Origin of the sequence: Xanthomonas nasturtii (assembly GCF_023337365.3) — a bacterium.
In the GTDB taxonomy this organism is placed as follows: domain Bacteria; phylum Pseudomonadota; class Gammaproteobacteria; order Xanthomonadales; family Xanthomonadaceae; genus Xanthomonas; species Xanthomonas nasturtii.
Map to the genome: position 1 here is coordinate 4,541,046 of NZ_CP142084.2, position 18,819 is coordinate 4,559,864.

The following is an 18,819-nucleotide window of genomic DNA, read 5'->3' on the forward strand; positions in this document are numbered from 1 at the left end:
CTTCGCCCGTACCCCCATCCGCCCCTGCGGGGCACCTTCTCCCGAGGGGAGAAGGGAACAATCGGACCAATCACCGCCCCAGCATTACCAACACATCCCGCGCAATCGCCGCAGCCTGCTCGCGCAACTCCGGCACCGCCAGGCTTTCCCACAACGAACCGATACGCAGGCTACCGATCACCCGCAGCCGCGGATTGGTGCGGCCATCGGCATCGATCAGGCTACCGTCCGCGGCACTCTCCACACCGATCCCGTGCGGGCCGGCCACCGCAATACCCTGCCCCAGCAATTGCTGCAGCAAGGGGTTGCGCATCGCCTGCACGCGCATTTCCACGCCGGTGGCATTGACCAGGGTCTGCACATCCAGCTGCAACGCATGCCCGGCACTGGCGGCCCCGGCGCTCACGCGTACGCAGGCGCCCACCTCGAAGGCCACATCCAGCCGCGCGCGATGCACCTGCAGCTGCCCACGTGCCTGCATCGCCTGCAGCTGCGCATGCACCGGTGCGGCGATGCGATGCCGATGCACATCCCAGTAACGCACCACATGCCGCAGAAAACGGCGCTGGTCGGCCACCGACAGCGTCTGCCACAGCGCCTGGCTCAACGGCCGGATGCGCTCCATCACCCTCTGCCAGGGCAGGCCCTGCGCTGCGGCGGCACGCACGTGCCGGCGCAGCGTGCGCATGCGCATGCGCAGCGGCATCGCCAGCAGCGGTTGCGGATCGAACGCGGCCACGCCGCCATGCGCCTGCGGCAACGGCAACAACCCATGCCGCGAGACCACATGCACGGCGCCGCGATGCGCCTGCGCCGCCAGCGTCACCACCGTATCGGCCATGCTCAACCCGGAGCCGACGATGCATACCGCCGCGTCCTGCGGCAATGCTGCCACCGCCTCAGTGTCCCAGGCCTCCACCCGCTGCGCATGCGACAACCCGGCGGCACCGCGCAGCGGTAGCGGCCGCAGCGCATTGCCGACCGCCAGCACCACGCTAGTGGCCTGTAGCGTTTGCCCATCGTCCAGTTGCAACAGCGCGCCGGCTGCGTTGGGCTGCAACGTCTGCACGCGTGCAGCGTGCATGGTCAGCGTTGCAGGGCTATGCACACGGGCAGCCTGCAGGCGATCGCGCAGATACGGCGCGTAATGCCGGCGCCCCACGAACTGCTGCGGCAGCTGTGCATCGTCCAGCTCGGGGCAACACGCATTCGCACGCAGGTAATCGACGAAATCCTGTGGCGCTTCCACCAACGCACTCATCCGCATCGCCGGCACATTGAGCAGGTGTTCGGCGCGCGCTGTGGAATACGCCACGCCTTCGCCAAGCGCCGCGTGCGGCTCGATCAACACGATTCGCACCGGCGCGGTGGCCTGACGCAACAGCTGCAGCGCCACCAGCACACCGGATGCGCCGCCGCCGACGATGGCGATCACTGCATCGCCGGGATCACGCAATGTATTCATGGGGCAATTGTAGGCGATGCGTCACGCCGCACCGATGACAGCCGCCATCCGGCCGGCGCGCAGATAGAGCGGTCGCCTGACGCGTCCGTTGCAGGGCCGGCACTCCAGGGCCTGGCCAGGGCGTGCCAATGCGCGCTTGCTCGCACCACTGCCCCCACAGCCGCAGACATCGACACACCTACCAACCGGCACTGCGCCGCCCCAGACCACGCATACGTGCACACCTACATCAATGCATCGGCCAGGCGCGCAATACCTTCGCGGCTGCGGCGCCAGGCCGGGCGGCGCCGCCACTGCTCCAGCTCCAGTTGGCGTGCATTGGCCAGATAGTCCTGTTCGATCTCGCGCAAGCGCCGCACCACGCCGCTGTCGTAGCACAGCATGCCGATCTCGGCGTTGAGCGCGAACGAGCGGATATCCAGATTGATCGAGCCCACCAGCGCGATGTCCTCGTCCATGCTCAGGTGCTTGGCATGCAGAAAGTGCGGGCGGTACAGCGCAATCTTCACGCCGCAGCGCAGCAGCTCTTCGAAATAGGCTTCCTGCGCCCACGCAGCCAGGCGCTGGTTGTTGCTCTCCGACAGGATCAACTGCACATCCACGCCCGAGACCCCGGCGATGCGCAACGCGCTCAGCAAGGCCTCGTCGGGCACGAAGTAGGGCGTCACCAGCACCACCTTGCGCCGCGCCAGATGGATCACCGCATTGATCGCATCGCGCGCGTTTTCGAACGGGTACGCCGGCCCGCTGGGCAGCAACTGCGTGGCGATATTGGCCTCGCACACCGGTGCGTCCGGCCAGACATCCAGACGCTGCCCGGTTTCGGTGAACCAGTCGCTGGCGAACACCGCTTCCAGATGATTGACCACCGGCCCGCGCACGCGCGCCACCAGTTCGCGATTGGGCACCCCATGGATGAAGCCGGCCTCGGCCAGATTCTGCGAGCCGACAAAGCCCACATGGTTGTCGATCACCGCAATCTTGCGATGGTTACGCAGATCCATGCGCCCGCTGCGACGCCAGCGCAGGCCGCCGGGCAATACCGCCAGCACCTCCACGCCGCCGGCCTGCAGCCGCTTGCGATAGCGCCGCAGACCGCGCTTGGCGCCCACCGCATCCAGCAGCACGCGGCAGCGCACCCCGCGCGCACTGGCGCGCTGCAGCGCCGCCACCACCGCATCGCCCACCGCATCGTCGAACATCAGGTAATACAGCAGGTGCACGCGCTTTTCGGCCGCATCGATCGCGGCGATCAGCGCCTGCAACGCGTGCGCGTAGTCGTCCAGCAATTCCACCGCGTTGCCCAGCGTCGGCATGAAATCACCTTCGCGCTCGATCAGCGGCACCACTTCGGCGCTGCTGGTGTCTGCCTGCGGGGTCCAGCGCAAGGCGTGCAATGGCAGTTGTTGTTCGCGAATCACCTGCGAGGCGGTGGCCTGCCGCTCCACCCGCAGACGCGACAACCAGGGGTGGCCGAACAGCAGATACAGCGGCAGGCCGACCACCGGCACGAAGCCGATCAGCAGCAGCCAGCTGCGCGCCGCACCGGGCGTGGTGCGGGCGGGAATCCATAGCAGCGCGGCCAGTCGGATTGTCCAGTCCAACGCCAGCAGCCAGGTCCCTGTCACCCAATCGGGCAGCATCAGTGTTCCGTTTTCATCAGAAAACCGATTCTGACTTGGCCGCGCGTAAACGCAACGGCAGCGGCGCACAGGCAGGCACGCAATAGCGAAACGGCCCGCCCTGCGCATCGGCCGGCTGCACGCGTTCGGCACAGACCTGCCGCAACGTCTGCACGAACGCCGACTGCGCGCGGGTGGGGTACCAGTCGCTGCGCGTGGTCATGCCGATCTGCCGGCGCAGCAACGGCCCGGCGCTGCCGATCTCTTCGAGCAGCCCGGCGCGCCGCTCGAACAGGAACTGATCGCGCGACATCAAGGTCAGCCAGTCGTCCTCCAGCAGCAGCCCGCGCACAGTCAGCTCGGCGCCGCATTCGATCCGCAGCGGCGGCGGCTCCAGCTGATGCTCGCGGAACAGTTGTTCCCAGCGCGCGCGCACCGGTGTGCCGGCGGCGGCGATCACCCAGGGGTAATCGAGCAACTGCGCGAACGCATAGGCCCGCCCGGCCAACGGGTGGCCGCTGCGCGCCACGATCACCGGCTCGTCGTCGAACAGCGGCTCCTGCAGCACATCGCGCACCGGCAGCGGCTCGCGCAGCGCACCGATCAACAGATCCAGCCCGCCTTCGCGCAGATGCGCCAGCAATTCAGCGTACGGGCCCTCGACCACCTGGACGCTGGCCCCGGGATACGCGCGCGCAAACCGCGCCAGTACCTGCGGCAACAGGATCGCCCGCGCCAGCGGCATCACCCCCAGGGTGAGGCGGCCGGCGTGCTGCGAGCGCAGTGCGGCGACATCGTCCAGCCCGGCACGCAACTCGGCCAACGCCAGCCGCACCTGCCGCAACAGCCGCACCGCCACCGGCGTGGGCTGCATGGTCTTGCCGCGGCGTACCGTCAGCGGCACTTCGATCACATCGGCCAGCGATTGCACCGCGCGGTAGATCGCCGGCTGCGAGACGCCGGCGCGCACCGCCGCCAGCGAATAACTGCCCGCCACATCCACCGACACCAAGGCCTGCAATTGGCCCAGCGACACCCGCCGTTCCAGGCCGGGGCGCGCCGGCAGGCGCAATGCACGCCGGGCCACCCGGATGCCCCGGCCCAGATGCGCCAGCACCCGCTCGATGCGCGGCACCAGCAACTGGGTGGCCTCGGTGCCCAGCATGCCGCCCGGATGCCGGTCGAACAGGCGTACCCCCAGTTGCTGCTCCAGCCGCGCCACCGCCTGGGTCAACGCCGGCTGCGACAGATTCACCTGCGGCGCGGCCGCGCTGATGCTCCCGGCCTGGTGCACCATGGCCAGGGCATAGAGGTGACGCAGATTCGGTTCCGGGATCGGCTGCATGCTCTAACTATAAGCAAAACCAATATGCATACCTCAAATTAATCTTGAGCCAGCTTGCTCTGCCCAGCCAGACTCGGCGCACCCTTAACGAGGATGGATGGATGAGCCAGGTCGTCACCCGGATCGCGCGCACCCCGCTGGCCATCGTCAACGGGCTGGCGCAGGCCGGCGTGGCCACCGTGCACGAGGCGCAGGGCCGCAGCGGGCTGCTGCATCACCGCCTGCGCCCCATCTATGCCGGCTGCCGCATCGCCGGCACCGCGGTCACCGTGTCGATTCCGCCCGGCGACAACTGGATGATGCATGTGGCCATCGAGCAACTGCACGCAGGCGATGTGCTGGTGGTGGCGCCCACCAGCGACTGTTGCGACGGCTACTTCGGCGACCTGCTCGCCACCTCGGCGCAGGCGCGCGGCTGCCGCGGGCTGATCATCGATGCCGGCGTGCGCGATGTGCGCGATCTCACCGCCATGCAATTCCCGGCCTGGAGCCGCGCCATCTGCGCGCAGGGCACCATCAAGGAGACGCTGGGCTCGGTCAATGTGCCGCTGGTCTGCGCCGGCGCCTTGGTGCAACCCGGCGATGTGGTGGTGGCCGACGATGACGGCGTGTGCGTGGTGGCGCGCGAACGCGCCGCCGATGTGCTGGCCGAAGCGCAGGCGCGCGAGGCACGCGAGCTGCTCAAGCGCGAGCGCCTGGCGAATGGCGAACTGGGCCTGGACATCTACGCGATGCGCGAACGTCTGGCAGCCAAAGGCCTGCGCTATGTCTGAGTGCGTGCGCGCGATGTGGATGCGCGGCGGCACCTCCAAAGGCGGCTTCTTCCTGGCCGACGAGTTGCCCGCCGACACCGCCGCGCGCGATGCGTTTTTGCTGCGTGCTTACGGCTCGCCGGATCTGCGCCAGATCGACGGCATGGGTGGCGCCGACCCGCTGACCTCGAAGGTGGCCGTGGTGTCGCGCTCCACACGTGCCGATGCCGACGTGGACTATCTGTTCCTGCAGGTGGCCGTGGAACAGGCGCAGGTCAGCGATGCGCAGAACTGCGGCAACATGCTGGCCGGCGTCGCCCCGTTCGCGCTGGAACGCGGCTTGCTACCCATACGCCATGGCCAGACCGAGGTGCGCATCTTCATGCGCAACACCGGCACCCTGGCCACCGCCACCGTGCAGACGCCCGATGGCCAGGTGCGTTATGACGGCGATACGCGGATCGATGGTGTGCCCGGCACGGCGGCGCCGATCGCGCTGGCATTTGCCGATATCGCCGGTTCTTCGTGCGGCGCGCTGCTGCCGACCGGACACGCGGTGGATACGCTCGACGGCTCGCAGGTCACCCTGATCGACAACGGCATGCCGTGCGTGGTGGTGCGCGCCAGCGATGTCGGCATCAGCGGTTACGAAGACCGCGCCACCCTCGATGCCGATGCTGCGCTCAAGGCGCGCCTGGAAACGCTGCGCCTGCAGGCGGGCCCGTTGATGCGGTTGGGTGATGTGCGCGAGGCCACGGTGCCGAAGATGATGCTCATCGCCGCGCCGCGCGCGGGTGGCGCGATCAGCGTGCGCTCGTTCATCCCGCACCGCTGCCATGCGTCCATCGGCGTGCTGGGCGCAGTCACCGTCGCCACCGCCTGCCTGTTGCCCGGCTCGCCCGCCCACGCGCTGGCGCAGTTGCCCGGTGGGCGGACACAACGGCTGGATGTCGAACACCTCAGCGGGGCGAGCAGCTGCCTGATCGATCTCGACGCACACGGCGCCGTGGTCCGTGCCGCGGTAGTGCGCACGGCACGCAAACTATTCGATGGGGAGTTATATGGCTGACTATTCCGATGCATCGCTGCGCTGCAGCGACCGCGATCACCGGGTCACATCTCTGCGTGTGCCGCGCGATGCGGCTGCTGGAACGCAGTGCGCGGCGACCTTTACGCGCCTGCATGCGGGACCTACGACATATGTCGGGGCCTGCAGATTCCGTGCACCCAACCGGCCCACCTTACGCACGGGCAACCGCTCGCTCGCCGCTTCCGCTGCAACCCACAGACCATCGCCATGATCATCGACTGCCACGGCCACTACACCACCGCGCCCGCCGCGCACGATGCGTTCCGCAAGGCGCAGATCGCGCATTACGACGATGCGCAAGCGCCTGCACCGGTGTATCCGCACATCGGCGACGACGCACTGCGCGAAAGTATCGAACTGCATCAACTGCGTCTGCTGCGCGAGCGCGGCGCCGACATGACAATCTTTTCGCCACGTGCCAGCACCATGGCCCATCACATCGGCGACGAAGCGGTCAGCCAGGTGTGGACGCGCCACTGCAACGATCTGATCGCGCGCGTGGTGCAGCTGTATCCGCAGACCTTCATCGGGGTGTGTCAGCTACCGCAGTCGCCGGGTGTGTCGATCGCGCATTCGATCGCCGAACTGGAACGCTGCGTCAATGAACTTGGATTCGTCGGCTGCAACCTCAACCCCGACCCATCCGGCGGCCACTGGAACGGCGTGCCATTGACCGATCGCGCCTGGTATCCGTTCTTCGAAAAGATGGTCGAACTCGACGTACCAGCCATGGTGCATGTATCGGGCAGCTGCAACGCCAACTTCCACGCCACCGGCGCGCATTATCTCAATGCCGATACCACCGCGTTCATGCAGTTTCTGGAAGGCGATCTGTTCGCTGATTTCCCCGACTTGCGCTTCATCATCCCGCACGGCGGCGGCGCGGTGCCGTATCACTGGGGCCGCTTTCGCGGCCTGGCCGACATGCTCGGCAAACCGCCGCTGTCCACGCATGTGATGCGCAATGTGTTCTTCGACACCTGCGTGTATCACCAGCCCGGCATCGATCTGCTGTTCGAGGTCATCGACATCGACAACATCCTGTTCGGCTCGGAAATGGTGGGTGCAGTGCGCGGTATCGACCCGCAGACCGGCCACTACTTCGACGACACCAAACGCTATATCGATGCCCTGGCGATTTCCGATGCCGACAAACGCAAGGTATTCGAAGGCAATGCGCGGCGGGTGTATCCGCGGCTGGATGCGCAATTGCGTGCGCGGGGTTTGTAGCCCTTCTCCCACCGGGAGAAGGTGGCCCGAAGGGCCGGATGAGGGTACGTGCGAAGCCTCGTGTCATCCGTCCCGAGTGGCTTCACCCGTACCCTCTCCCCAACCCCCGCTCCGCGCCCCGGCCCGCGCCAGCGGCGCGAGCGCTCCAAGGCACGCACACCTTCGGTGCGCAAGCCGTGCCTTGTCGCCCCGAGGGGAGAGGGGCTTTGTCACGCACCAATACGGAATTCCAAATCCACAAACGCAAACACCCGCCGTTCGGCGGGTGTTTGCTTGAATGCAGATCGCGTAATCGGTGGATTACTTGATCTTGCCTTCCTTGTACATCACGTGCTTACGCACGACGGGGTCGTATTTCATCATTTCCATCTTCCCCGGAGTGTTTTTCTTGTTCTTGTCCGTGGTGTAGAAGTGGCCGGTAGCGGCCGAGGAAATCATACGAATCTTGTCACGCTTGCCTTTTGCCATGACTGCTTACTCCTCAGACCTTTTCGCCGCGCGCACGCAGCTCTTTCAGAACGGCATCAATCCCGTTCTTGTCGATGGTGCGCAATGCATGCGCGGAGACACGGAGCTTCACCCAGCGGTTTTCGCTGGCAACCCAGAAGCGACGCTCGTGCAGGTTGGGCAGGAAGCGACGACGGGTTCTGTTGTTTGCGTGGGAGACGTTGTTACCCGTCTGCACACGCTTGCCGGACACTTGGCATACGCGGGACATTACGCACCTCGATAAAGTTTGGTGTCTTCCTTAGCCAGGAAAACGGCGGCCCCGACAGCAGTTTGGCTGCCACGCAACGTTGGGAATCAATCACTTAACGCTGGGAACAGGCCGGCACCACATCGCGCTGGGTGCCGCCGTCCGGAACGATCCGGGCACAGCGAGCCGCGCATTATGCACGGCAATCCCTTGTGCTGCAAGCACTTAGGCCAGGCGCCGGTGACGTGCGGCGGCCATCTTGCGCACGGTGCCTGCGATGCGGCCTGCCTGCCACATCGCTTGCCGTCGCCACCGCCAGACGTCTCCTGCCGACGCCGCGAGCGAGGTGCCGGCCGCTTGCGCGCGCTCGGGCCGCAGCAGAAAACGCCGCAGCACTCCCGGGACAGGTCCCGCCCCGGCATCGGCGCGAGCCCGCCCGCGTTGATCGCCGCCCCGGTTACACCCGGCGCCACCGATGTGCCTCCAGCGCGAACAGGACACGCTCACGCCCCGCCCCGCTGCGGAACAGCACCATCCGCTGGCGCCGCACGCGCGGCCTTGTCCCGATGCAGCCAGCGATACAGCACCGGCAACACCAGCAGCGTCAACAAGGTGGACGAGACGATACCGCCGATCACCACCGTGGCCAGCGGGCGCTGCACTTCGGCGCCGGCACCCACATTGAAGGCCATCGGCACGAAGCCCAGCGCAGCCACCAGGGCGGTCATCAACACCGGGCGCAAACGCGACAGCGCGCCTTCGCGCAGGGCCTGCTCCAGCGACATGCCTTCGGCACGCAAACTGCGCACGAAGGCGATCATCACAAGGCCGTTGAGCACCGCCACGCCCGACAACGCGATAAAGCCCACGCCTGCGGAAATCGACAACGCCAACCCGCGCAGCGCCAATGCCACCACGCCGCCGGTCAGCGCCAGCGGCACGCCGCTGAACACCACCAGCGCATCGCGCAGCGAACCGAACGACCAGTACAGCAGCGCGAAGATCAACAGCAAGGTGCCCGGCACCACCCAGGCCAGGCGCTGGCTGGCGGAGATCAACTGCTCGAAGGTGCCGCCGTAGCCGATCCAGTAGCCGGTGGGCAGTGCGACCTCCGCCCGCACGCGCTGCTGCACCTCGGCGACAAAACTGCCCAGATCGCGATCGCGCACGTTGGCGGTGATCACGATGCGGCGTTTGCCGTCTTCGCGATTGATCTGGTTCGGGCCAAGCACAGTCTCGATCCTGGCGACCTCACGCAACGGCACGGTGGTCGGCGCGCCGCTACGCCAGCCGGCCGCGCGGCTGGATTCGTCGACATCGCCACGCTCGCCGTCGCCGCGCAGCGGAATCGGCAGATCCGCCAATGCCGTCGGGTCCTGTCGCAGCGATTCCGGCAGGCGCACCACGATGTCGAAGCGACGGTCGCCTTCGAACAATTGCCCGGCCTGCCGCCCGCCCACCGCAGCCGCCACGGTGTCCTGCACCACGCCGGGATTGAGCCCGTAACCGGCCAGCGCGGCGCGATCGGGCACCACCGCCAGCATCGGTAGCCCGGTGGCCTGTTCCAGGCTCACATCGGCCGCACCCGGCACCGCGCTGGCAATCTCCTGCACGCGCTGCCCGAGCGTGACCAGCGTGTCCAGATCGTCGCCATAGACCTTGATCGCCACATCCGCACGCACGCCGGAAATCAGCTCGTTCATGCGCATCTGGATCGGCTGGGTGAACTCGTAGTTGTTGCCGGGCAGTTGTTTGACCGCCTGCTCGATCTCGGCCAGCAACTGCGCCTTGGGCTTGCGCGGGTCCGGCCATCGATCGCGCGGATGCATGATCAAGAACGTATCGGCCACCGACGGTGGCATCGGGTCGGTGGCCACTTCGGCAGTGCCGAGTTTGCCGAACACATGCGCCACTTCCGCAAACTGCTTGATGCGTTTTTCCAGTGTGGATTGCATGGTGATGGCCTGTTCCAGGCTGGTGCCGGGAATGCGCAAGGCATGCAGCGCGACATCGCCCTCATCCAGGTTCGGGATGAACTCGCTGCCCAGGCGCGTGGCCAGCACCGTGCATAACGCCACTGCTGCCAACGCCGCAATGCCCACCCAGCGCCCGTGTTGCAGCGCGCGATCGAGCAAGGGCGCATAGACGTCGCGCGCCCAGCGCATCGCACGATTTTCCTGCTCGGCCACCTTGCCGCCGAGCAGCAACGCAATCGCTGCCGGCACGAAGGTCAACGACAGCAGCATCGCCCCGCTCAGCGCCAGCACCACGGTGATCGCCATCGGGTGGAACATCTTGCCTTCGATCCCGGTGAGCGCGAACACCGGCAGATACACCGCGGTGATGATGCCCAGCCCGAACAGGCTGGGGCGGATCACCTCGGCGGTGGCTTGGGCGGTGAGCTCAAAACGCTCATCTCGCGCGAGCACGCGTCCCAGGCGCAATTGCGCTTGGCCGAAGCGGCGCAGGCAGTTCTCCACGATGATCACCGCGCCATCGACGATCAAACCGAAATCCAGCGCGCCCAGACTCATCAGATTGCCGGACACGCCGCCGCGCACCATGCCGGTGAGCGTGAACAGCATCGCCAACGGAATCACCGCGCCCGTGATCAACGCCGCACGCACATTGCCCAGCAGCAGGAACAACACCACGATCACCAGCAACGCGCCTTCGATCAGGTTCTTGGCGATGGTGACAATGGTGCGGTCGACCAATGCGGTGCGGTCGTACACCGGCACTGCCTGCACGCCGGCCGGCAAGCTGGCGTTGGCCACTTTCAACCGCTCGGCCGCGGCCTGCGCCACGGTGCGGCTATTGGCACCGACCAGCATGAACACCGTGCCGAGCACCACTTCGCTGCCGTCCTGGGTGGCCGCGCCGGTACGCAACTCGCGTCCTTCGCCCACCTGCGCGACATCGCGCACGCGAATAGGCACCCCTTCGCGCCGATCCAGCACAATCGCGCCGATCTGCGCGATGTCGTCCACCTGCCCCGGCACCCGCACCAGAAACTGCTGGCCGTTACGTTCGATATAGCCGGCGCCGAGATTGCGGTTGTTGGCCTCGACCGCCTGCGCGACGTCATCCAGGGTGAAGCCCAATGCCACCAGGCGCGCCGGATCCGGCGTGATATGGATCTGCCGCGCATAGCCGCCGATGGTGTTGACCTCGGTCACGCCCGGCACATTGCGCAGCTGCGGGCGCACCACCCAATCCTGCAGGGTGCGCAGGTCGGTCGCTGTCCACGCACTGCCATCGGGCTTGCGCGCATTCGGCTTGGCTTCGACCGTATACATGAAAATTTCGCCCAGCCCGGTGGCGATCGGGCCCAGTTGCGGCTCCAGGTCGGCCGGCAGTTGCGACTTGACCTGCTGCAAGCGCTCGGCCACCTGCTGCCGCGCGAAATACAGATCGGTGCCATCGGCAAACACCGCCGTCACCTGCGACAAGCCATAGCGCGACAACGAGCGGGTGGATTCCAGCCCAGGCAGCCCTGCCAGCACCGTCTCCAGCGGAAATGTCACCCGCTGCTCGGATTCCAGCGGCGAATAGCCAGGCGCCGCGGTGTTGACCTGCACTTGCACATTAGTGATATCGGGCGTTGCATCGATCGGCAAGCGCGAAAAGCTCCACGTCCCGATTGCAATCAACACGCCCGTCAGTGCCAGCATCAGCCAGCGCTGTGCGATCGCAAAGCGGATGATGTTAGTCAGCATGGCGACGACCTCCACGCACACGCAGCATGAGTGCGCGCGCTTGCGGTCGAGGAAGACGCAAACCGGAGACGCGAGGATCAATGATCATGCGAGGCCCCCGACTTCTCGATATCGGCCTTCACCAGATAACTCTGCTCCACCACCACCGCATCGCCCGCTGCCAGACCCGATAGCACTTCCACCTGCTGCGCATCGCGCGCGCCCAGCTTCACCGGCCGCGCCTCGTACACATCACCCACGCGCACGAACACCACGTCCCAGTCGCGGAACTGCTGCAACGCCCCCACCGGCACCACCATCGCCGCCGGCTGCTGCGCCACTGTCACCCGCGCCTTCACTGCAGAGCCCGGGCGCCACAAACCGTCGCTGTTGCGCAACACTGCGCGCGCCACCGTGCTCTGGCTCGCCGTGGCGGTGCCCGGCAATACGCGCTCCAAGGTGGTTTGCGCCACCATGCCATCGCTGATGCGCGTCACTGTCACCGGTGCGCCGGCGGTGATGTGGCCGGCGTCGGCGCCGAAGATGTGCAGATCCACCCACAAGGTGGACAAATCGGCGATTTCGAACAGCGTCTGGCCTTCACCGGCGTTGCTGCCCAGGCTGGCATTGCGGGCAAGCACGGTGCCAGCGATCGGTGCGCTCACCGAATAGGTGGTCAGGCTCAGGTTGCTCTCCACCGTGGCCAGTACCTGGCCGGCGCGCACCTGGTCGCCGACATTGACGCGCAGGCTGCGCACCGGGCCGGGGAAGCGCGCAGTGGCCTGCGCCTGCGCACCTTCTGCCGGCGTCAACAGACCTTGCACTTCATGCTGGTCGGCGATGCTGCCAGCGCCCACCGGCGCGATGCGAATGCCGGCGTCCTGGGCGATCTTCGCAGCGATGGTGGTGCGGCCTTCGTAGCTGGGATAGCGCCAGCGATGCGGCTTGCCCTGCACGGTGGCGCGCACGTCCACATCGAAGGAATGCGGTTCGCCCACGGTGCTGTCGGCCAGCAGGCTGCCATCGTCGCGTGGCCGCAGCCGATGCACTTCATCGACGCCGCCGAGCCGCTTCAGGTGCACTTCCACATTGCCGGCAGTGGCCGGCAACGGTTTGCCATCGCGGTAGAGCCAGGCCTGGTAGGTGGGCGGTGTGCCGTCTTCGGCGATCGCCAGCTCCACGCTGTCGCCGTCCTGGCTGAGCAGGCGCCCGCCATGTGCGCCTTTTTGTGCTTCTTCGCCATGTGCGTCGGCTTCGCTTTCGCCTTCGGCGGCGTGCCCTGCGTGGTCGTCGTGCGACTCTTCGCTACTGCGGCCGCAGCCGCTCAGCAGCAGCGCCAACAGAAGCGGCGCCATCAAAAAACGTGTCATCGCAATGGGTCCTGGTTGGCGCCGATGCAGTGCGTCGGGCGAACGAATGGAGATGGCTTGTGCTGGACGCGCGCCAGGCATGGGCAGTGCTTCGCGGCCGCTGGAGGATGCAGTTCCGACTGCAGTTGCAGTTGCAGCAGAGCCAACCGTGCGTACGCAGTCCGCGCGAGAAGATGAGAAGGCGTCAGCGCTCATGGCGTCACCTGCGCGGCGCTGTCGAGCACGAACGGCTGCCCGGTCAGGCGCTGGATTTCGATCAACGCGGTCTGCGCTTCCAGTGCGGCGGCCAGTTGCTGCTGACGTGCATCGCTGCGCTGCGCCTGCAGCTGCGCCCAATCCAGATAACTGGTGGCACCGGCGCGGTAGGCGCGTTCGGCGGCGGCATCGGCGCGCGCGAGTGCGGGCAGCACATCGCTGCGCATGCGCGTGGCTTCCAGCTGTGCGGCGCGGTAGCGGCCATGCGCATCGGCCAGCGTGGCGTACAGCACCAACGCCTGCGATTGGCGTTCGATATCCAGCAACGACAGCTCCGCTTCGGCGGCGCGAATCTCCGGCTGCACGCGGGCAGCGCTGCCCAACGCCAGCGAGACGCTGCCAAGCAATGCAGTGGCGTCGTTGCCTTCGAGCCGGCGCACGCCCACCTGCCAGTCCAGATCCGGGCGCGCCTGGCTGCGTGCCAGCCGCACACGCGCCTCGCGCACGCGCTGCTCGCCGTTCAGGCGCGCCAGTTCCGGCGTGGCATCGAGCAACTGCGCCAGCACCTCGAATTCGGGAATGGCCGGCAGCTGCAACGGATCGCCAGTGATTGCGCCGAAATCCGGCGTGCGCTGCCCCCACAACACCGCCAGCTGGCGGCGTGCGGCGAGCAGTTCCTGCTGGGCGCGATCGCGTTCGAGTTCTGCGCGCGCCTGCAGGGCCTGGGCGGTCAGCAGCACCGATTCGGGCGAGGCACCGGCCTGCAGCCGCTGGCGCGCGGCACTGACGGTGCGCTGGCGCTGGGCCAGGGTTTCCAGCGCCACCGCATGCCGTTGCGTGGCCATGCCGATGGCCAGATAACGCCGGGCGACATCGGCCAGCACATCCAGCCGCGCCATTGCACGCTGCGGCGCCAGTGCGTCGATACGCGCCTGCGCCAGGGTGCGGCGCGCGTCGAGCTTGCCGCCGCGTTCCAGCACGCCGGCCAGGGTGACAGTGAGCTCGGCCTGGTCCAGCGCGCGGGTGGGGCCGGTGCCGAACACGTTTTCCAGTTCGGCGCCGATGCGCAGTGGCGGGCGCAGTGCATCGCGCTCGGCGTCTGCTGTGAGGACCGCGCGTTGGCCATCGGCCAGGCGCAGGTCGGGATGCTGACGGGCGACGCGCGCAATGGCGTCGTCCAGGGTCAGCACGGGTTTGGGCAGCAGGCCCTGCGCATTGGCGCACGGCACAACTACAAAGACGGCAAGCGCCGTCAGTCGCAACCACATGAGGGTGTCTCCAAAATCGGGATCGATGGACAGGCCGGCAACTGCCGGCGGTGCATCAGGCCGCGATCGGAGGGCGCAACAAGGTCTCGCTCAGATGCGAGCGGTAATCGGTGGCCAGCACGGGCGGCTGGGTCTGCGCGCGCGCAGGCAACGGGCCCCAGGCCAGCGCCGACAGCATGGCCGGGCTATGCCCATGGCAATAGCCGCTGTGCATCAAGGCATGCAGCAAACCGGCGCCATCGCGCTCGCCGGCATCGCCTTCGTCGGCGCCGTCATGGCCGTGCGGTGCGGTGTCGTCCAGATGCGCCTGGTCGTGCGCCAGCGCATGCACATCGCCCAGCGCGCAGGCGATGGGTGCGACCAGCACGCCCATGACCAACACCGCCAACGCCAACAGGCGCAGCAGCGGGTGCAACAGGCGGGCGCGACGAAGCAGCATGGGCGCAGCGTATAGACCCCAGGGTGGTTACACAACTGCATGCGGGTGTGGCGTGGTTTGGTCTGCTCGGATGGTCTTTCTGCACGGATACTCTTAAAGCGTGGTGGGTCGAGTGCGCGGTGCCCTCACCGCTCGCGGGACACGCCGTTAACCCGTCCATGGGGGCTGGGTGGCGGCATCCATGCCGCCAACGGTCCCGCAATCGGTAAAGACACCGCACCAGACAGTTGGCTGGTGGTTTACTGAAGAGCGAAGTCAGCGCACCAGACAGTTTGCTGGCTGCTTTATTTTGCACACCGACCATCTCGACTGGTCCTTGCCCGCTCACTATCGCGGGACCTTGAGCGGCATGGATGCCGCGCCAGAGCCTCCAGGGACGGATTCACGGCGTGTCCTGCGATGGTGGGCGGGCAAGGGCCCTGCAGGTGAGTCGCAGCGTCGGTCGAGTGCGCGGTGCCCTCACCGCTTGCGGGACACGCCGTTAACCCGTCCATGGGGGCTCGTTGGCGGCATCCATGCCGCCAACGGTCCCGCAATCGGCGAGGACACCGCACCAGAAAGTTGGTCGGTGGTTTTACTGAAGAGCGAAGACACCGCGTCGCCGATCTGCTGATCGCTATTCTGAGAAGTCTGAGCACCGACCATCTCGACTGGTGCTTGCGCCCACCGTCGGGGGACCTTGAGCGGCATGGATCCCGCGCCAGAGCCTCCAGGGACGGATTCACGGCGTGTCCTGCGATGGTGGGCGGGCAAGGGCCCTGCAGCAAACGCGAAGACGTCGAGTGCGCGGTGCCCTCAGCGCTCGCGGGCTCTCAACTCGATGCCCTCGGACGCCGTTACCGGCACATCACGGTGCGCTGGCAGCGGCTGGCGTGGACTTGATCGGGCGTGCCTTGCTCTCGGCGATGAAGGCGCGCACCTGCTGCTCCAGCACTGGCAAGGTGACCGAGCCCTGGCGCAGGACCGCGTCGTGGAAGGCCTTGATGTCGAAGCGCTCGCCCAGTTCCTTTTCTGCCTCGGCGCGCAGCTTGACGATGGTGATCTCGCCCAGCTTGTAGCTCAGCGCCTGGCCGGGCCAGGAGATGTAGCGGTCCACTTCGGTGGTGACTTCGTGCTCGCTTAGCGCGGTGTGGTCGCGCAAGTAAGCCAGCGCCTGGTCGCGGCTCCAGCCGTCGTGGTGCACGCCGGTGTCGATCACCAGCCGGCAGGCGCGCCACATTTCGTAGGTGAGCCGGCCGAATTCTTCATACGGGGTTTCGTAGATGCCCATTTCCTGGCCGAGCTTTTCGGTGTACAGCGCCCAGCCCTCGCCATAGGCGGAAATGTAGTTCTGGCGCCGGAATGCCGGCTGGTCGCCCTGCTCTTCGGCCAGTGCGCCCTGCAGCGAATGGCCGGGCGAGGACTCGTGCAGGGTCAGCGCCGGCAGGTTGTACAACGGTCGCGAGGGCAGGTTGTAGGTGTTGAGCCAATACGTGCCCACGCCGCCGCGGCCGGCGGTCCAGAACGGGGCGATGTCGGCCGGCACCGGCTTGATGGTGAAGCGCCCGCGCGGCAGCGTGCCGATGAACTTGCCCACCTGCCCATCCACGCGCTTGGAAATCCACGCGGCGCGATCGAGCAGTTCCTGCGGGGTCTTGGCATAGAACTGCGGGTCGGTGCGCAGGAAGGTGAGGAACTGCGCGAAGCTGCCCTTGAAGCCAACCTGCTGGATGATCGCGTTCATTTGCGCCTGGATACGCGCCACTTCGTCCAGGCCGATCTGGTGGATCTGCTCAGGGGTCAGTTCCAGCGTGGTGTATTCGCGGATCTGCTGGCGATAGAAGGCCTTGCCGTCGGGCAATGCTTCGGCGGCCAGGGTGGTGCGCGCCTTGGGCATGTAGTCGTTGCGGAAGAAGGTCAGCAGCTTGCCGTAGGCCGGAAGGACGGCGGTGCTCAGCGCGGCTTTGGCCTGTTCGCGCAGCTGCGCCTGTTCGGCGGCGGGGATCTGCGCAGGCAGTTGCTTGAACGGCGCGTAGAAGGTCGATTCGGTGGGGTCTTTGACATCGGCCACGGTGGCGATGGAGACATCGCGCCCGTCCAGCACCGCGCGCGGTACGCTGAATCCGCGTGCCAGGCCGGTGCGCATGTTGACCATCTGCTGGTCGAAGTAGCGCGGCACATCGTTGAGGCGTGCGATATAGGCGCGGTACTCGGCGGCGCTCTTCATCGGCCGCTGCGCCATGAAGCCCAGGTTCGACCAGAACGAGCTGTCGGAGTTGAACGGCATTTCGTACAGGCGCAGGCGCACTTCGGCGGCCAGGTTTTCCACCTGCGGGCGGTAGATGGCGAGGTTGATCCGGTTGGCCGGCGAGAGCTGTTTCGGGTCGATGCCGTCGAGCTGCTTGAGCACACCGTCCCACACCGCCAGGCGCGCCTGCTGCGCGGCTGCGCTGACATCGGGCAGATGGGTGTTGTCGCCGGTGGTGTCGCTGTCCTCGTCGGCCTGGCCGGTTTCGGCCTGGCGCCAGGCCCACTCTTTTTCGTAGATCGTGCGGAAGCGCGCGTCGGCGGGTGCTTCGGCGGTGAGCGTGGCCGGGGCGGGCGGCGTGGCGGCCTGCGCCGAGGTGGCGGCGAAGCCTGCGCCCAGCAGGGCGAGCGAAAGTGCGGCGGCGAGCGGAGAGGTCACGTGCGGAAAGCCTGAGCTGGAACGAACGCCCGATGATGGCAGCAGCGGGGAGCGCTGCCATGGGCCGGAAGTCCCTGCAGGTGTCGTGGCGCGCTGCCGTGCCCGCTTGTTCTCAGGCGACGGCGCTGCCTATGCAGCTGCCATCGGTCTCGGCCCTCAGGCCTTGCGCACCACCACCAGATGCCGCTCGCCGTCCAGGCCGGGCACCTGCAGCGGATGCACCTCGCTCATGGTCCAGCCGGCGGGCAATGCGGCGATTTCGTCGTGCGGGTAGAGGCCCTTCATCGCCAGCAGGCTGCCGCCCGGGCGCAGCAGGTGGCCGCCGACGGCAATGATGCCGGCCAGCGTGTCCAGCGCGCGCGCGGTGAGGTGGTCGTAGGCGGCCGGCTCGTCCAGCGCTTCGGCGCGCGATTCGGCCACGCGGGCGTTGCGCAGCTCCAGGTGGCGCAAGGCCTCGCGCATGAAGCGCGCTTTCTTGCCGTTGCTTTCCACCAGGGTCACCTGCAGCTGCGGGCGGGTGATGGCCAACGGGATGCCGGGCAGGCCGGGGCCGGTGCCCAGGTCGGCCAGGGTGCCGCTGGCGATGTAAGGCTGCATGGCCAGCGAATCGAGCAGGTGGCGGGTGACCATCTCGCGCGGGTCGCGCACCGCGGTGAGGTTGTAGGTCTTGTTCCAGCGCACCAGCAACGTGAGGTAGCGCAGCAGCGGTGCGGCGAAGGCCGCGTCCAGGGATTGGGCCTGCAGGCCGCGTTCGAGCGCGGCGGAGACATCGGGGGCAAGTGCGGCATCGTTCATGGCGCGATTATCGCAGCTGGTGTGCCGTGCGGGCGCGGGGGTGCAGGTGCCTGTTGAGTGCAGACTTCTGTGCTGCGGCGAAATTGGTTGCTTGGTTGCTTGGTTGCTTGGTTGCTTGGTTTCTGATTGCTGGTTGCTCGGTCTGCCAGTGCCAGTGGCGGTCTGCAAGCATCACCAGTCGATGCGGC

14 protein-coding genes are annotated in these 18,819 nt (G+C 67.0%); 3 read left to right on the top strand and 11 right to left on the bottom strand.

The genetic code is table 11. The features are described 5' to 3' along the window. Positions 1-70: 70 nt before the first annotated feature. The 3 genes from M3O59_RS19950 to M3O59_RS19960 all read right to left on the bottom strand — a co-directional run bounded on the left by M3O59_RS19950 (position 71) and on the right by M3O59_RS19960 (position 4,432). Positions 71-1,465, bottom strand: coding sequence for an FAD/NAD(P)-binding protein (locus M3O59_RS19950; protein WP_116904793.1), 1,395 nt, complete (start codon positions 1,463-1,465; stop codon positions 71-73). 224 nt (positions 1,466-1,689) lie between these two features. Next, positions 1,690-3,108, bottom strand: a complete 1,419-nt coding sequence (gene cls / locus M3O59_RS19955) for a cardiolipin synthase (RefSeq protein WP_064633108.1) — start codon at positions 3,106-3,108, stop codon at positions 1,690-1,692. A 16-nt stretch (positions 3,109-3,124) separates the two neighbouring features. Further along, the gene (locus M3O59_RS19960) at positions 3,125-4,432 is read right to left on the bottom strand and encodes a LysR substrate-binding domain-containing protein (protein WP_116904792.1); all 1,308 of its coding nucleotides are present in this window, start codon (positions 4,430-4,432) and stop codon (positions 3,125-3,127) included. A 101-nt stretch (positions 4,433-4,533) separates the two neighbouring features. Between M3O59_RS19960 and M3O59_RS19965 the strand changes: the two genes are divergently transcribed. The 3 genes from M3O59_RS19965 to M3O59_RS19975 all read left to right on the top strand — a co-directional run bounded on the left by M3O59_RS19965 (position 4,534) and on the right by M3O59_RS19975 (position 7,504). Continuing rightward, entirely contained in the window at positions 4,534-5,205 is a 672-nt protein-coding gene (locus tag M3O59_RS19965; RefSeq protein ID WP_116904791.1) for a 4-carboxy-4-hydroxy-2-oxoadipate aldolase/oxaloacetate decarboxylase, read from the top strand. Further along, a complete protein-coding gene (locus M3O59_RS19970; RefSeq protein WP_116904790.1) occupies positions 5,198-6,253 on the top strand; it encodes a 4-oxalomesaconate tautomerase in 1,056 nt (351 codons plus the stop codon). Before M3O59_RS19965 ends, M3O59_RS19970 begins: the two co-directional genes overlap by 8 nt. A 228-nt stretch (positions 6,254-6,481) precedes the next feature. Continuing rightward, the gene (locus M3O59_RS19975) at positions 6,482-7,504 is read left to right on the top strand and encodes an amidohydrolase family protein (protein WP_064633100.1); all 1,023 of its coding nucleotides are present in this window, start codon (positions 6,482-6,484) and stop codon (positions 7,502-7,504) included. 300 nt (positions 7,505-7,804) lie between these two features. Here the strand turns inward: M3O59_RS19975 and rpmG are convergent, their stop codons facing one another. The 8 genes from rpmG to rsmG form a co-directional block, all read right to left on the bottom strand. Further along, positions 7,805-7,972: a 50S ribosomal protein L33 gene (gene rpmG, locus M3O59_RS19980; RefSeq protein ID WP_002809462.1), complete on the bottom strand. Its 168-nt coding sequence runs from the start codon at positions 7,970-7,972 to the stop codon at positions 7,805-7,807. A gap of 13 nt (positions 7,973-7,985) precedes the next feature. Further along, positions 7,986-8,222, bottom strand: a complete 237-nt coding sequence (rpmB, locus tag M3O59_RS19985) for a 50S ribosomal protein L28 (protein WP_002809459.1) — start codon at positions 8,220-8,222, stop codon at positions 7,986-7,988. 482 nt (positions 8,223-8,704) lie between these two features. Next, positions 8,705-11,920, bottom strand: a complete 3,216-nt coding sequence (locus M3O59_RS19990) for an efflux RND transporter permease subunit (RefSeq protein ID WP_181920399.1) — start codon at positions 11,918-11,920, stop codon at positions 8,705-8,707. Between the two features lie 77 nt (positions 11,921-11,997). Further along, positions 11,998-13,269: an efflux RND transporter periplasmic adaptor subunit gene (locus M3O59_RS19995; RefSeq protein ID WP_064633096.1), complete on the bottom strand. Its 1,272-nt coding sequence runs from the start codon at positions 13,267-13,269 to the stop codon at positions 11,998-12,000. A gap of 191 nt (positions 13,270-13,460) precedes the next feature. Continuing rightward, entirely contained in the window at positions 13,461-14,732 is a 1,272-nt protein-coding gene (locus M3O59_RS20000) for a TolC family protein (RefSeq protein WP_116904788.1), read from the bottom strand. 55 nt (positions 14,733-14,787) lie between these two features. Continuing rightward, complete coding sequence (locus M3O59_RS20005; RefSeq protein ID WP_181920398.1) at positions 14,788-15,171, bottom strand: hypothetical protein; 384 nt, start codon at positions 15,169-15,171, stop codon at positions 14,788-14,790. An 847-nt stretch (positions 15,172-16,018) separates the two neighbouring features. Continuing rightward, complete coding sequence (locus M3O59_RS20010; protein ID WP_116904786.1) at positions 16,019-17,836, bottom strand: DUF885 domain-containing protein; 1,818 nt, start codon at positions 17,834-17,836, stop codon at positions 16,019-16,021. A gap of 156 nt (positions 17,837-17,992) precedes the next feature. Next, a complete protein-coding gene (gene rsmG, locus M3O59_RS20015) occupies positions 17,993-18,631 on the bottom strand; it encodes a 16S rRNA (guanine(527)-N(7))-methyltransferase RsmG (RefSeq protein WP_064633088.1) in 639 nt (212 codons plus the stop codon). Between the last annotated feature and the right edge of the window lie 188 nt (positions 18,632-18,819).

Bases quoted from the DNA above. Each gene is read 5' to 3' on its own strand.
- rsmG (WP_064633088.1), bottom strand. From the start codon at position 18,631: ATGAACGATGCCGCACTTGCCCCCGATGTCTCCGCCGCGCTCGAACGC.
- M3O59_RS19965 (WP_116904791.1), top strand. From the start codon at position 4,534: ATGAGCCAGGTCGTCACCCGGATCGCGCGCACCCCGCTGGCCATCGTC.
- M3O59_RS19970 (WP_116904790.1), top strand. From the start codon at position 5,198: ATGTCTGAGTGCGTGCGCGCGATGTGGATGCGCGGCGGCACCTCCAAA.
- M3O59_RS19960 (WP_116904792.1), bottom strand. From the start codon at position 4,432: ATGCAGCCGATCCCGGAACCGAATCTGCGTCACCTCTATGCCCTGGCC.
- rpmB (WP_002809459.1), bottom strand. From the start codon at position 8,222: ATGTCCCGCGTATGCCAAGTGTCCGGCAAGCGTGTGCAGACGGGTAAC.
- cls (WP_064633108.1), bottom strand. From the start codon at position 3,108: ATGCTGCCCGATTGGGTGACAGGGACCTGGCTGCTGGCGTTGGACTGG.
- M3O59_RS19995 (WP_064633096.1), bottom strand. From the start codon at position 13,269: ATGACACGTTTTTTGATGGCGCCGCTTCTGTTGGCGCTGCTGCTGAGC.
- M3O59_RS19990 (WP_181920399.1), bottom strand. From the start codon at position 11,920: ATGCTGACTAACATCATCCGCTTTGCGATCGCACAGCGCTGGCTGATG.
- rpmG (WP_002809462.1), bottom strand. From the start codon at position 7,972: ATGGCAAAAGGCAAGCGTGACAAGATTCGTATGATTTCCTCGGCCGCT.
- M3O59_RS19975 (WP_064633100.1), top strand. From the start codon at position 6,482: ATGATCATCGACTGCCACGGCCACTACACCACCGCGCCCGCCGCGCAC.
- M3O59_RS20000 (WP_116904788.1), bottom strand. From the start codon at position 14,732: ATGTGGTTGCGACTGACGGCGCTTGCCGTCTTTGTAGTTGTGCCGTGC.
- M3O59_RS19950 (WP_116904793.1), bottom strand. From the start codon at position 1,465: ATGAATACATTGCGTGATCCCGGCGATGCAGTGATCGCCATCGTCGGC.
- M3O59_RS20005 (WP_181920398.1), bottom strand. From the start codon at position 15,171: ATGCTGCTTCGTCGCGCCCGCCTGTTGCACCCGCTGCTGCGCCTGTTG.